At 61.9% G+C, this 13,253-nt stretch carries 13 protein-coding genes; 12 read left to right on the forward strand and 1 reads right to left on the reverse strand.

From position 1 onward, the window contains the following. Positions 1-2: 2 nt before the first annotated feature. Genes SPBM01_RS07610 through SPBM01_RS07630 form a run of 5 tightly spaced genes read left to right on the forward strand, consistent with a single transcriptional unit; the run spans position 3 to position 8,740 of the window. Complete coding sequence (locus tag SPBM01_RS07610; RefSeq protein ID WP_188064762.1) at positions 3-3,680, forward strand: phage tail length tape measure family protein; 3,678 nt, start codon at positions 3-5, stop codon at positions 3,678-3,680. After that, positions 3,680-4,039, forward strand: a complete 360-nt coding sequence (locus tag SPBM01_RS07615) for a hypothetical protein (RefSeq protein ID WP_188064764.1) — start codon at positions 3,680-3,682, stop codon at positions 4,037-4,039. The genes SPBM01_RS07610 and SPBM01_RS07615 overlap by 1 nt, the downstream gene beginning before the upstream one ends. Further along, positions 4,036-4,842 carry a hypothetical protein gene (locus SPBM01_RS07620; RefSeq protein ID WP_188064766.1) on the forward strand — a complete coding sequence of 269 codons (807 nt, stop codon included), beginning with the start codon at positions 4,036-4,038 and terminating at the stop codon, positions 4,840-4,842. Before SPBM01_RS07615 ends, SPBM01_RS07620 begins: the two co-directional genes overlap by 4 nt. Next, positions 4,839-8,432 carry a hypothetical protein gene (locus SPBM01_RS07625; protein ID WP_188064767.1) on the forward strand — a complete coding sequence of 1,198 codons (3,594 nt, stop codon included), beginning with the start codon at positions 4,839-4,841 and terminating at the stop codon, positions 8,430-8,432. Before SPBM01_RS07620 ends, SPBM01_RS07625 begins: the two co-directional genes overlap by 4 nt. Beyond that, complete coding sequence (locus SPBM01_RS07630) at positions 8,432-8,740, forward strand: hypothetical protein (protein ID WP_188064769.1); 309 nt, start codon at positions 8,432-8,434, stop codon at positions 8,738-8,740. Before SPBM01_RS07625 ends, SPBM01_RS07630 begins: the two co-directional genes overlap by 1 nt. A gap of 112 nt (positions 8,741-8,852) precedes the next feature. Here the strand turns inward: SPBM01_RS07630 and SPBM01_RS07635 are convergent, their stop codons facing one another. Then, on the reverse strand, positions 8,853-9,143 hold the full coding sequence (locus SPBM01_RS07635) for a hypothetical protein (protein WP_188064771.1): 291 nt from the start codon (positions 9,141-9,143) through the stop codon (positions 8,853-8,855). A 39-nt stretch (positions 9,144-9,182) separates the two neighbouring features. Between SPBM01_RS07635 and SPBM01_RS07640 the strand changes: the two genes are divergently transcribed. The 7 genes from SPBM01_RS07640 to SPBM01_RS07670 all read left to right on the forward strand — a co-directional run bounded on the left by SPBM01_RS07640 (position 9,183) and on the right by SPBM01_RS07670 (position 13,138). Further along, complete coding sequence (locus tag SPBM01_RS07640) at positions 9,183-10,844, forward strand: tail fiber domain-containing protein (protein ID WP_188064773.1); 1,662 nt, start codon at positions 9,183-9,185, stop codon at positions 10,842-10,844. 126 nt (positions 10,845-10,970) lie between these two features. Further along, a complete protein-coding gene (locus SPBM01_RS07645) occupies positions 10,971-11,438 on the forward strand; it encodes a hypothetical protein (RefSeq protein WP_188064775.1) in 468 nt (155 codons plus the stop codon). Positions 11,439-11,504: 66 nt separating this feature from the next. Beyond that, a complete protein-coding gene (locus tag SPBM01_RS07650; protein WP_188064776.1) occupies positions 11,505-12,014 on the forward strand; it encodes a TIGR02594 family protein in 510 nt (169 codons plus the stop codon). Beyond that, entirely contained in the window at positions 12,011-12,364 is a 354-nt protein-coding gene (locus SPBM01_RS07655) for a DUF6527 family protein (protein ID WP_262504356.1), read from the forward strand. The genes SPBM01_RS07650 and SPBM01_RS07655 overlap by 4 nt, the downstream gene beginning before the upstream one ends. Further along, the gene (locus SPBM01_RS07660) at positions 12,361-12,627 is read left to right on the forward strand and encodes a hypothetical protein (RefSeq protein ID WP_188064778.1); all 267 of its coding nucleotides are present in this window, start codon (positions 12,361-12,363) and stop codon (positions 12,625-12,627) included. Before SPBM01_RS07655 ends, SPBM01_RS07660 begins: the two co-directional genes overlap by 4 nt. Next, entirely contained in the window at positions 12,624-12,812 is a 189-nt protein-coding gene (locus tag SPBM01_RS07665) for a hypothetical protein (RefSeq protein ID WP_188064780.1), read from the forward strand. Before SPBM01_RS07660 ends, SPBM01_RS07665 begins: the two co-directional genes overlap by 4 nt. Positions 12,813-12,814: 2 nt before the next feature. Then, positions 12,815-13,138, forward strand: a complete 324-nt coding sequence (locus tag SPBM01_RS07670) for a hypothetical protein (RefSeq protein WP_188064782.1) — start codon at positions 12,815-12,817, stop codon at positions 13,136-13,138. Positions 13,139-13,253: the final 115 nt, after the last annotated feature.

Raw genomic sequence — 13,253 nt, forward strand, 5'->3', positions numbered from 1 at the left:
GGATGGCAAGCCGATCGTCAGACATCGTTGCCCGCCTGGCGCTTAACGCGGAGGCATTCTCGTCCGAAAATGCGCGCGCATTCGGCGAGATGGAAAAGCGGGCGTCGGATGCTGCTAGCAGGGTGAAGGCCAGCTTCGACAGCAGCTTTGCCGAAGTGCAGAACATGGCCAAGCGTGCGCTCGACATGCCGCGCACCAGCACGGGTGCGCTGAATCTCGATAGCGCATCTGTGAAGGCGGCGGCTGCTGCCGCCCAGAATGAAGCACAGGCGCTACGCGAAATCGCGACCGCTGCACGGCAGGCTGCTACCGCTACCGGTGATACGACGCAGGAAACGCGGATCTATGTGCAGGCGGCGTCGGCGGCAGCGATTGAGGCCGAGCAAAATGCGCGCAACCTCAACAATCAGGCTGTCGCACTCGACCGCCTGCAGGCAGAACTGAACCAAACCAGCACGTCCACGCGCCAGTTGGTGCAGAATCAGGGTCGCCTTGATAGCGCGTCCCGCAACAATCAGCTGGCGATGCGCAACCTGGGCTATCAGGTTTCGGACGTAGGCGCGTCCGTAGCGAGCGGCGGCAGCCTGTTTGTCATCTTCGGCCAGCAGATCGGGCAAGTTGGCGGCGCGCTGTCCGACATGACTGGCAAGGCTGGCGCACTGGGACGTTTTCTGACGAACCCATGGGTGGCCGCCTTTACCACGGCCGCGATCGTCGCGGGCGTGTTCTATGAGCGGATGGATGAAGGCAACAAGTCTCTGGAGCTTGCGCAGGCGGGGGCCGATGGCCTCAGTCAGGCGCAGGGCGTCCTTGGCCAGATGTTCGATCTCACGTCCGGCAAGTTGGAAAAGCAGAACGATCTGCTTATCGTCAATGCGCGCCTCTCTGCCATCAACCTCCGACGGGAGGCCTTACAGCAAGAGCAATCTTCGCGTGAGACGTTCGACAAGTCCGGATCGCAGTCGGCGTGGAGTAAGGCGCGGGGCAGCGTAACCGGTGCGTTGGGCCTGGACGGTGGCGTGGCGGGCGTCATGGGCGCATTCCGGGGTGCGCGCGATGGCAGCCCGCTGGGTCGGCGCAACGTGTCCAATCTGCAGAATATCGTTGGCAATGTCCGGTCGGGGAAAATGTCAGCGGAGGATGCGCTGCGCCTTTCGGAGACGCAGGATTTCACTGACACCAAGGTGACGGCTACCGAATTTCAACAGGCCATCGTTGATGCAACGGCAAAGGATGCCAAGCGTCAGATGGCGGACCTGATTGATAAAAGCCTGGATGACAAGTCGCTGGTAGCAGCGCTGCGCCGGGACGGTCCCAAGCGCAAGCCCAAGGATGGCAGCAAGGCAGCAGCTGCACTCGGCGAATATGGCCGCGACGCCGCAGACCGTATCACTGACATTACATCGCGGTTCGGGCTGGACCCGTCGCGAGTCCAGCAGGCCGAAAAGGCGATCCGCGATCTTGACGACATCATTGATGATCTGGGTCGCCGTAAACCGCCAAATTTTGCCGAAACGATCAAGTCCGCCGAGCAGGCCAAGATCGTCGTCCGCGAAAGCCTTGATCGTCCATGCCGCGACCTCGTCGATCGCGCCCGTGAGCGTGAGCAGATCGACGCGCTGATTATCCAGGGTCATTTTGCCGAGGCGGATGCCCTCCAACAGGTTCTGGCGCTGGAGCGCCAGATGGGTCCGCTCAATGAGCAGCAGCTCGCCAAGGTGCTGGAAATCACGAAGGCGGAAGAGGCCCGCGCGCGTGCGCTGGAGGATCAGCGCCGCCAGGTCGGCCTTTATGTGCAGGCAATCGGTGAAGTGCAATCCGCGACCGAGCAGTTGCTGAGTGGTGGATCCGTCAAGGATTTCGGCAAGAACCTGCTGGGCAGCTTCAAGTCGCTGCAGGCACGGATCATATCCGAAGGGATTTTCGGCGGTCTCGACCGTGAGATTGAAGATCGGATCACTGGTCGGGCTGCCGTGAAGGAAGGCAATATCTTCCTTGCAGAACAGGCGCGCACCGCTGGCGACGAGATCAAGTTGTTGGGGGATGCCGTCTCAAAGGCGCGCGGGGCTGTCGCTGGTGCGGGTGTGACAACAAACGGATCGTCATCTGCCCTTCATGGCGGTATGACGGAATTGTTCAAAAGCGAATACTTTCAGGCTGAGCTTCGCGCAGATGAAGATGAAGCATCGGGCGTAAAGATCGACCCAAACGCGCCTGTCGTCGTCACGGCGCGGGAGCAGGCCGCCGCTGCCAATGACAACACCAAAGCATTATTGAGCGCTACGGACGCCTTCAATATATTCGGCCAGTCGATCACCACACGTCTGAAATCCTTTGGGATCGACATCCCCGACGCCATTGGACGCAAATTCGGCGACATTCTGCAGGGCGCAGCACTGGGTGGAACGGGTTCGTCATTGGCAGGACTGACGGGTGCCAAAACCAGCAGCCTTGGTGGCAGCTTGGGTGGCATTGCAGGAAAGGAATTGCTGGGCGGCGTGGTTGGCAAAGGCCTCAGCGCCATTTCCAGCAGCCTTGGCTCACTGGGCGGTCCATTGGGCAGTATCATCGGCGGCGTGGCTGGCGGTTTGATCGGTGGGATGCTGAAAAAGGCAAAATACGGGACTGCCGCCATCAGCATGAACCAGTATGGCGAACTGTCGTCGAATGTCACCAGCGGCCGGGGGTCGCAGCAAAAGGCGGCGGCCGGCGGCGCGGCGGACAACGTCATTGGCGGGATCGAAAATATTGCCGAGGCGCTGGGTGCGGAAATCAGTGGCGCACGCAACGTCACGATCGGCACCTATAAGGATGCATGGCGCGTGTCGACAACCGGGCGCACGGGCAAGCTGAAAGGCAAATATTCAGACGTCACGGATTTTGGCAAAGAGGGCGCAGAAGAAGCTGTCGCCTTTGCCGTCCAGAAGTCGATCGAGGGTTCGGTGATTACCGGCATTAGCCAGGCCAGCGTCAATATCCTGAAATCCGGGCAGGACCTTGAAAAGGCAATCAGCAAGGCCGTGCTGATCGAGTCCATTCCCAAGGATCTGCAGCGGATGCTTGATCCGATTGGCTTTGCGGAGGCCGAGGTCAACAAGCGGTTCGAGAAGATCGTCGACGCCCTCAATGAGGGCGGTGCGTCTGCTGAGCAGATGGCCGAGGCGCAGCGCTTATATAATCTGGAGCTTGCCGATGCGCGGGAGAACACGCCCGCAGCCGCCCAGGCGCTCAAGGATTTCCTGTCGGGCATGAAGGCAGGAAGCTCGTCGCCGCTGTCCCTGCGCGATCAGGAGCGCGAAGCGCGCACCGTTCTCGACCCGTATCTGGGCCAGATCAATCGCGGCGAAACGGTCAATCAGGAAAAATATCTGGCGGCCGCGCAAACCTTCCTCGACATTGAGCGGCAGCTTTATGGGTCGACGGCCAAATATTTCGACGCTTTCTCGGAAATTCAGGACGCCACGGGTCGCGCGATCAGCACGATTGATAATGCCGCACCGATCCGCACCAGCGCCGATCCGTTTATCGAGGCGACGGCAAAGTCAGCAGCATCGACGGCGGCTGACACGTCGAACATGGTTGCCCTGCTTGCGCAGACAAATGCCTTGCTGGCGCAGCTGGCCGCGAATGATGCGGCAAGTGGCAGCGCCTTCATAGGCACGAGCCGAAACTTCGTCTGATGGCCGCCCTTCCCAGTGACATTGCCGCATCATTGCGGGCGCGCAGCATCGCGTCCGTCGAAGATGCGACGATCAAGGCCCGGTTCCCGTCCGCGCGCGACAATAGCAAGGATGCTGCTGAAGGGTTCTTCGATAGCCTGACCGATGCGCAGACCGCGCTGGCGCAGCGTGCCAGTTTGCTGGGCGCGGTTCGGCGGCGGTTCGAAGTGGTGGCCGGTGGCGTCATCGACATTACGGACGGCGCTGTCCCCACGCACCGCGTGATCGACACAGAGCAAGGGTTGGACGCTCTGATGATCGCTGCCCGCATTGAAATCGACATGGAGCAGGACGAAAGCAAAGTGGAGTATTTCGGGTGAGCAACGCGATCATCGTCAAGCCGATCGCGCTGACGGCTGTCACTGCCAGTTCCACTGCGGTCGGTCATGATCCGGCCTATGTCGGGAACGACCATATGGGGGTGACGTGGCAGAGCGCGGCTGGCGGCGGATCGCAGACGCTACTGATTGACTTGGGCAGCGATCAGGCCGCCGACGCTATGCTGCTGCTGGGCTGCACTGGTGCGCAGGCGGGTTGGACGTTGCGCGTGCAGGCGGCGACGGCAGCGCAAGGGCCGTCCTTCGCCGGTGCCTTCTGGGACAGCGGCGATGGTCCGTTCCTGGCTGGATCGGCGATGCCCGTCACGGGCCGGGGGCGGTCGCTATGGCTGGCCCCTGCCAGCGGCGGCCCACCCGCTGCGCGTTACTGGCGGGTGACGATCGGCGGGCTGAGTGGCGCAGCGGCAGTGGTAGCGCGGGTAGTGATCGGGCGGGCGATCCGGCTGCACCGCAATTTTCAGTTTGGTGCGGCCTTTGGCGTGCGCGACCTGGGCAGCGTGGATTTCTCAGTGCGCGGCGTCCTGTTGAGGCGGCGCGGGGTCAAGCTGCGCTCTGTCGGCATCGCGTTCGGCAGCGTGCATCGTGACGAAGTGGAGGCGATCGTCCATCCACTGATCGAGGAAGTCGGGATCAGTGAGCCTGTCGCGCTGATCATCGATCCCGATGCTCATGCAGAGCGGCAGAACCGCATCTGGTTCGGCCCCTTCGTGGGCGATGTCGGCACTGTCTGGGCCAAGCCCGGCGCGTTTGAATGGCGCGCCAATCTGGTGAGTCTGCACGCATGATCGCAACCTTGGTCCAGATTGATGCGTGGGCAGGCGCAAGGGCCACGCCGCTGCGCTTTGCCAGCCATGATGATGAAAGGCTCTGCCATGTGGACGGCGAAGTCTGGTGGCCTGCCATTGCCCAGCTGCCAACGCTTCGCCGCGACCTGTTTGACGGCAGTTTCGACGCGGGCAGCATATCGTCGCCATCGGGTGACCTGACCCTTTCCATCGACGCGCTGCCTGCGTTGCCGGCGCTGGCGCTCCATGACACGCGCGTGCGTATCTGGCGCGGCACGCTGGGCATGGGATTCGATGCCTTCGCTCTCGTATTCGACGGACGGGTAAAAGAGCAGCCTGCCATCAAGGACGGCCTTGCGCGCCTGTCCATCGCGGTCGATGACAGCTGGCTGGATCAGCCTTTGCTGGCGACCTACGCAGGCACGGGCGGTGCAGAAGGTCCGGCTGCGATGCAGGGGCAGGTCAAACCGCTTGCGCTGGGTGCGCCGCGCTTTGCCCCAGCCACACTGATCGACGCGATCGACAATATTTATCAGATTTCTGCCTATGGTCCCATGCAGGCGGTTGAAACTGCGTTTGAGCGGCTCAATCGGTTCGGCGCGGCCACTGGTGACGCCAGCAACTTCGCATCGCTGAAGGCGGCCGACATTGCCGCAGGCCGGTGGGCGACCTGTCTGGGAGGTGGCTATGTTCGCCTTGGTGCGCCGTCGGAAGGGCTGTTGTCGTTCCATGTTCGCGGCGACGCACAGGGCGGTTGGAGCCGCCTGCCCGGCGATATCATCGCGCGGATCGCCACGATCGCGGGCGGCGCGGGCCGGTTTGCTGCCGGGGATGTTGCGGCGCTGAACATCGCCCGTCCATGGCCGCTGTCGATCATGATTACGGATCAGACGACGGCCCGCGATCTGATCCAGCGCATCGCCGCCAGCGTGAATGCGGTTGCTTATGTCGATTGGTTGGGCGTTCTGCGGGTCGCCCCAGTCGGGATTGGCGCAGCCTCCCTGACTATGGCTGCCGATGGCAGCGCGCTGCCGCCTGTCGCCAGCATCGGCCAGATCGCCATTGCCGCGCCCTATTGGAAAATCGCCCAGGGTGCAGCCACGACATGGCAGGTCCATGCGCTATCCGACATTGCCTTCACCGCACCGCTGAACCCGCGCGGCCCCTATGACAATGCGGAAAGCTACCGCGAAGGTGACATCGTAACGTTGGCAAACGGGTCACAATGGTTGTTTGTCGGGGTGACGCCGCTGACCGGTTCGGCACCAGATGATGCGAACATCAACTGGTTTCGACTGTCAGGCGATATCACCGCCGGCAACATCACCTATGAAGATGGAACGCCCGTCGAAGCGCTCAAGCCCGCAGAACCGGGGGCGACGGTGGGCGGCACCATAGGCGTCGATATCCGCATCCCCGAGATACCCGGCATCCCGGCGCCGCCCGGTCTGCTGCGCAACGATATGCTGGCCCTTCGCACGGATGGCGGCCTCGTCTATCGGCCTTTTGGCGACCTTGCCCTCGAAGTTGAATTGGGCAAGATCGCCCTCGCCGATATCGGCGCGGCATCAGATGCCCAGCGTCGCCGCCTCGATAATGCCATCGATAGCCTCAGCGCGGCTGTCACGCAGGCGCTTTCCGAAGCGAGCAAGACCCGCGAGACGTTCCGGGATGCCGGGATCTACGTCGATCCAGCAACGGGCATCGTTAAAATCTCCGCAATCGATCAGACCGCGGAGCGGGTCAGCGAAGCAGAAATCCGCCTGGACGCAGTGCGCGGCGAGATCACGCAAAAAGCGAGCGTTAGCTATGTTGACGGCAAGATTGCAGAAGCGGTCCTCGATCCATCTCAGTATCCGGCCTATGAGGGGCTGGAGCTGCGCATCCATGGGGCTGAACAGCGGATAAGCGGTGCAGAAGCATCGATTACGCAGAGGGCCAGCGCGCTAACCGTCGATGAGCAGGGCGCGCGCCTGACCGAGGCCGAAATCGATATCGACGCGCTTGAAGGTCAGATTGTACTCAAAGTCGATAGCAGCGATTTTAGCGCGCTGGGCGAGCGCGTCTCCAGTTCCGAGCAGGTTCTGCAAGCGATCGGCGACACAGCCTCCCTTACTCAGGTTGTCAGCGTATCCCGCCGCTTGCCGACGGATATCGGCGATACGAATGAGCGGATATTGCGCACCCTTCTGGTCGGAGACGCAGCCCGCCGTGGCCAGTTAGACGCAATCGCGCAGGGTCGTAATGAGCTGACGGCCAAGATTAACGACGATCTGAGCGCAGAGACGCGCGCGCGTCAGCAGCTGGTTGTGAAGGTCGGCACCGTGGAAGCATCCGCGCTGACAGAAACACAAGCGCGCGTCGATGGCGATCGGGCTGTGTCGAAACAGGTTTTTGACCTGAGTGCAGCGATTGGCGGCGATCTGGCCAACTTCAACCAGAGCATCATCACTCTGGTCGACAGTGATGCGTTGATTTCTGCTGGCCTGAGCCAAACGATCAGCGCGGTGCGCGGTGTGGGGGAAAATGCAGCCGACGCAGCCGAAAGCGCGCTGCGCAGCCTGCTAAGCGGCGACAAGACCGGACGCGACCTGGCGAGCGCAATCGCCGCCGCGCGCGAAGAAGTGACGGTCAAAGTCAATGCAGATGTCGATGCGGTTGCGCAGCGCGTGTCAGCCGTGCTGGTCCGCATGGGCGCGGCCGAAGCGTCGATCCTGTCTATCGAGCTGCTGCGCGCCACGGCCGATTTGGCGATCGTATCGCGCATCAACCAGATGACCGCCTCGATCGGGCGGAACACTGCAGATATCCGCGACGAGGAAATCGCGCGCGCTGATGCGGTCAGCGCGCAGTCTGGCCGTATCGACACTATAGTTTCTCGGATCGGCGAAGAAGATGCGCCAGGGTCGATCGAGGCCAAGATCGAAGAAGCCGCCACGACCTACTTTGCCGACCTGCAGGCCCAGGCCGGTCGCATCGACACGATCAGCGCGCGCATCGGTGCGCCCGGCGCGGCGGACTCGATCGAAGCCAGGATCGAGGCGGCGGCAACCGTCTATGCTGACCCGCTCCTTGCCCAGGCTGAGCGCATCGACTCTGTCAACGCTCGCCTCGGCGTGCCGGGCGCTGCGGGCAGCATCGAGGCGCAAATTGCTTCCGCGTCGACGGCTTATGTGACGCCGCTGGGCGCGCAGGCGGAGAGAACCGACAACGTCATCGCCCGCATCGGTGAAGAGGGTGATCCAGATTCTATTGAGGCGAAGGTTGAAGATACCCGCGAAGTGCTTGCCGACGTGGAGGGCAAGCTCACTGCGCGGGTCAGAATCGCTGCGACCGCTGGCAATACTGTCTTTCTTGAGCTGGTCGCGGACGGCCATGAAGGCAGCATCATCAAGCTGGGTGGCAGCGTCCTGGCGCTGGGCGTCGTCACCGCTGAAAACTTCGTCGCCAACGCGTTGATTGTTCCTGCCTATGTTTACATGAATGGGCCACTCGCCGGGCCGGGCTGGGACAGTGGCGACACCGGCCCCGGTGGTGTCGGCGGAGGCACTGGCGGTGGCGGTGGGCCTGGCGGCGGGGAGATTCCCTGATGCCTTGGCAAACAATCCTTTCCAAGACCGTGGAGTTGCCGGTAGCCGGTGTAGTGCGCGCGGGCGGGGATGTCTTGCTCGGCTTCCCCAGCGGGCCTGCGCAATGGGGCGTGCGTCTCTACATCGACGGTGCGCTGTTGTGGTCGGCCCAGGGAAACAGCCTTCAAGTCAGTCAGCATGTGGGCGGACGAAAGGCCTGCGAGGCGGGGCCGTGCCTTGTCGAATTGCAATGGTCAGCCGCGCCCACTGTGACGCTCCATTCTGCCTATCTCGAAATCGATGGACTACCCAACACGGTCAGCGTGTGACGCTGCGAAAGGATGTAATCGATGACCTTAGAAACAACTACAAATAGCGAATATTTGGCGGCTAGGCAAAAGTTGGTCGATCATATTGTGGAGAGCGTCATAAGTGCGTCCGCTACGCGCGGAGCAACTTTTTCAATTTCAGCATCAAACGTGATTGCTCGAACACGTCCTGCAATTCTCGATCGCGTCCTTCAAAAACTTGCCGGTTCATCCCTTGTGATATTTTTGGGTCGGCAAGTGAAGCGATGGCGAGATCCTCGTCATCATTCTTCAGGCGCAAAAGAAATCCATCCGGGTCCGGCGTCAGCAGCGCCACCTCAGCAACAAGCGTCGCGAGGATGTGGCGATGCGCGAGCATCGCCTCCTGGAGCCTGACCATCAGCGCGCGCCCTTCCTCAGTCATAGACTTCTCCCAAAACGACTCAATTGAAGGACATGTATAATGTCATGGTATTCAGCAGGCACCGTTACCGTAACGAACGGCCAGAAGCTCGTTACGGGCAGCGGCACCGACTTTGTTAGCAACGTGCTGGCGGGCCAGGGCTTCATCGGCCCGGATAACCGCACATATGAAATTGAGCAGGTCGTCTCCGCAACGCAGTTGATGCTGCGCACCGTATTTTACGGCGGATCCGGCGCGGGCCAGATCTATTCGATCATCCCGACGCAATCGCTGATGAAGGATTTAGCCGAAGCAGCGGGCCAGTTGATCGCGTCCTTCGCTGGCGTGCGTGACGGAATCGGTGCGGGTTTGATCGGAGATGGCTTTCAGTCTGCGCCGGGCATCCGCTTCGCAACTGACCAGGACACCGGATTGCGGCGCTATTCTGATAACGCGATGGCGCTGGTCACGAGCGGCGTAGATCGCCTAGTGGTGAGCAATGCAGGTGTTGGCATCGGCGCAGTAAACGATGGCAATAGTGCTTTGATGATTCATGGAATGGACCAAGTCAGCGCTAACCTCACTGATGCAGGGGATCATAAAGCAAGCATATATCTTCGCGCAGTCGGAAACGGCACCGGCGCTGGCGGCGCGGTGCTTTTTGGCACGTCATTCGGGACAGCGAAACCGTTCGCCGCCATCAAGGGATTTGTCCGCGAAGGTGACAACAATACTGCCGGAGACCTCATTTTTGCACTGAGAGCTGCGACGATCGATGGCGCACTGACTGAGCGCGCTCGACTCACCAAAGAAGGTAATTTGGGAATCGGCGGAACCGCGTCCCACAACTTGACGATTACGGGAATTGGCGTCCCCGGCAACACTCTTCAGGATGGCCAGCGTGGGGCCGTCGTCTACATTCGCGATGCAGGCGGCCTGCCTGGATCTGGCGGGGCCATTGCATTCGGATCGAACGAGGCGCAGTCTTTTGCGGCGTTAAAGGGATCGCTGACCGACGCCACCGCGAACAGCACAGGTGACTTGATGCTGTGTACGCGCGGTTCGACAGGCTCCGGGCAGCTTGATCCGCGCTGGCTTTGGTCTTTTGACGGACACTACCGACCCTATCTGGATAACGTGACCGACATCGGCGCGGGATCGCTGCGGGTGCGCGTCGTCTATGCGGCCACCGGCGCTATCAATACGTCCGATGCGCGCACCAAGCAGCAGGTCGATGCGGTCCCGGATGACTGGCTGGATGCGTGGGGCGACGTTCGTCATGTCCGCTTCAGGTTCAATGCGGCAGTGGAAGAAAAAGGCGCGGCGGCCCGCTGGCATGTCGGATATGTCGCGCAGGAAATTCGCGACGCCTTTGCCGCACGCAACCTGGACGCCACGACCATCGGGCTACTCTGCCATGATAGTTGGGATGCGCGCACCGAGCCTGAATATGTGACCGAAACGCGCATCAAACACACCCCCCGCGCGACGGTCAGCGCGGGCGGGCTGCTCGACGGGAATGGCCATCCGATCGTCACCTGGACCTATGACGAAGAGCCGGAGGAGGTGCAGGTCGCCACCGGCGAGATGATCGTCACCCGCGAGGCTGGCGACCTTTGGAGCATCCGGCCCGACGAATGCGCGGCGATGGAGGCGGCCTGGCAGCGTCGGGAGATTGCGCGGCAGGACGCGCGGATTGCGGCCCTGGAAACGGCAGCCTGAAATATCTTCCAGTCAATCAACAAAGGACCATTTCTATGAACGAAACGACTTGTCCCAACATCTCCACCATCATCCGCCAGGCGACCGACCATTTCGACCGTGAAGTGACGCGGGTGCAGGCGATTGTTGACGCGCAGGCTGCTGCCTGACCCCATGCCGGACGCGGGATCGGCGGCCGGGGAGGCTGGAGGCATATTCGCCGGAATTGTCGCGTTGCTCTACGCGGTTGGAAAGGGCCTGGCATGGGTGGTCAACTGGCGCGATGCGCGCGCGCTGACTCGCTCTGCCAAGCTGGATAAATGGCATGATGAGCTGGAGGAAAAGGAAAAGCTGCTCGCGGCCAAGATAGAACAGCGCATGACCGCATTCGAAACTCAGGTCACTGAGATGGGCAAGGCGGTCAATAAATGGCGGATGGCCTTTCACATGGTCGCCGCCGAACTGCTTCAGCGCAACCCGCACTCAATGGCGTTGATGCAGGCGCAGAAGATCCTGGCGGAAGATTTTCCGCTGCTGATCGGGGACGCAGTTCTGCCACCGGATATGGCGGATAGTCTGCGGCGTCTGGATGAGGCGACCCGCGCGGCCGAGTGACGCGCACGACAACAGATTGATCGACCACAGGGCGCTTTCGAGCGCCCTTTTTCATAGGAGAATGACATGGGTTCGACCGACCCTGCGTGGCTGATGGCTGCGCGGGCGCTCATTGGCACGCACGAAGCGGCCGGCAGCGCTAACAATGCATCGATCCTTGGCTGGGCAAAGAAGCTGGGCACCAAGGCGCTGGGCATGATCTATAATGCCGACAGCATTCCATGGTGCGGCCTGTTCTGCGCCCACGCTATGCAGGCGTCGGGCATCACGCCCCCGCCCATAGCGGTGCGCGCAAAAGCCTGGGCCACCTGGGGTAGCGCACTCGCCGCCGATCGCCTCGCCTCCGGTGCGATCCTTGTGTTCGAACGGGCGGGCGGCGGTCATGTCGCCTTCTATGTCGGCGAGGATGCCACCCACTATCATGTGCTGGGCGGCAACCAGGGCGACGCGGTCAACATCATGCGCATCGCCAAGTCGCGGTGCGTGGCCCGGCGCTGGCCCAAGGGCTGGCCGGTAATTGGCGGACCGGTGAAGCTGGCCGTCAACGGCGCCCCGGTGTCGAGGAATGAGGCATGAGCCGCCCCGAATATTTAATGGGCGAGCGCGCCGCGCTGATGAAGTCGGCGCAGGATCGCTTGGCATTCCACTGCCCCGGCTGCGACAGCCATCATGTTTGCAGTGTGACCGGTCCGTCCCCTTGGCAGTGGAATGGCAGCCTTGACCGGCCAACTCTCTCCCCTTCCGTCCTGATCACATATAACGGCGCAGACGCTGGTCAGGATCGCGGCGACGGCAAGAATGCTCCGCCAGCTGTGTGTCACAGCTTCGTGGTCGATGGCCGGATTCAGTTTCTCTCCGATTGCACGCATGATCTGGCCGGTCAGACGGTCGAGCTGCCCGATTGGAACAGGAGGCCTGAAGCATGAGCAACAAGCACAACGTGATCGCCTATCTGGCGACCCTGTCCGCGATCGTCGTGATGTCGATCGTCGCGGCCGTCATCTGTGTCGCGATCGAACCGGACACCCATCTGGCGCAGATCGTCGCGGCGCTGGGCTTCATCGGCGCGGCGGTGACCGGCCTGATCGGCGTTATCGGCACCTTCAAGGCGCGCGATAACAGCGAGGCGGTCAACCAGCAGCTGATCGCCAAGCTGCCGCCCCAGACACCGTTGGAGGAAGAACCATGAAGGACATCCTTGTCAGCATCCCGATCTCGCTGGGGCTTTGGCTGATAATCATCTCGGTGGTGCTTCTGTCTGGTTGCAGCTCGGTGCCGGTTTCGTGCGCCAACGCCGACCAGGCGCGCGCCGCCGCAACGCTCGCCCTCCGCGCTCTGGATCGCATCTGCCCCATCAATCCGAAAGGTTTCTGACCATGCCTCTTGTCCATATCACCCTATCCAATGTGCAGGCGCGGGCCGACACCGGCGCGACCATGCCGATCCCCGACAGCGTCGAGGGCGCGGCGGACACGATGCAGAGCGGCGGTGCCAGCGCGCAGTCGTCGATCGTCGCCGACGGTCCGGTGCTGCTGAAGGCTCGGTTCTGGACGATTGCCGCCAAGGGCGATGTCTGGGTCAAGTTCGGCTCCGATCCTCTTGCCGCCGCTGACGCCGGCCATCTCGTTCTCGCCAACCAGCCCCGATCCTTTGCGGTGACGGCGGTGGGCGAGAAGGTCGCCATCAAGGATGCCGTCTGATGTTCGGGTGCCTTGGTGATCTTGGCGCCCTCTCTCTAGGCTCCCTGGGCGTGCTGAGTGCGGGCGGGGGCGGAATACCTGTGCCTCCGGTAGGCTCCGTCTGGGTCACTGGTTC

It is taken from the genome of Sphingobium sp. KCTC 72723, assembly GCF_014280435.1.
GTDB lineage: Bacteria > Pseudomonadota > Alphaproteobacteria > Sphingomonadales > Sphingomonadaceae > Sphingobium.

What these genes read in the sequence shown, in the direction of transcription:
- SPBM01_RS07610 (WP_188064762.1), top strand. Translation starts at nt 3, where the DNA reads ATGGCAAGCCGATCGTCAGACATCGTTGCCCGCCTGGCGCTTAACGCG.
- SPBM01_RS07615 (WP_188064764.1), top strand. Translation starts at nt 3,680, where the DNA reads ATGGCCGCCCTTCCCAGTGACATTGCCGCATCATTGCGGGCGCGCAGC.
- SPBM01_RS07625 (WP_188064767.1), top strand. Translation starts at nt 4,839, where the DNA reads ATGATCGCAACCTTGGTCCAGATTGATGCGTGGGCAGGCGCAAGGGCC.
- SPBM01_RS07630 (WP_188064769.1), top strand. Translation starts at nt 8,432, where the DNA reads ATGCCTTGGCAAACAATCCTTTCCAAGACCGTGGAGTTGCCGGTAGCC.
- SPBM01_RS07635 (WP_188064771.1), bottom strand. Translation starts at nt 9,143, where the DNA reads ATGACTGAGGAAGGGCGCGCGCTGATGGTCAGGCTCCAGGAGGCGATG.
- SPBM01_RS07640 (WP_188064773.1), top strand. Translation starts at nt 9,183, where the DNA reads ATGTCATGGTATTCAGCAGGCACCGTTACCGTAACGAACGGCCAGAAG.
- SPBM01_RS07650 (WP_188064776.1), top strand. Translation starts at nt 11,505, where the DNA reads ATGGGTTCGACCGACCCTGCGTGGCTGATGGCTGCGCGGGCGCTCATT.
- SPBM01_RS07655 (WP_262504356.1), top strand. Translation starts at nt 12,011, where the DNA reads ATGAGCCGCCCCGAATATTTAATGGGCGAGCGCGCCGCGCTGATGAAG.
- SPBM01_RS07660 (WP_188064778.1), top strand. Translation starts at nt 12,361, where the DNA reads ATGAGCAACAAGCACAACGTGATCGCCTATCTGGCGACCCTGTCCGCG.
- SPBM01_RS07665 (WP_188064780.1), top strand. Translation starts at nt 12,624, where the DNA reads ATGAAGGACATCCTTGTCAGCATCCCGATCTCGCTGGGGCTTTGGCTG.
- SPBM01_RS07670 (WP_188064782.1), top strand. Translation starts at nt 12,815, where the DNA reads ATGCCTCTTGTCCATATCACCCTATCCAATGTGCAGGCGCGGGCCGAC.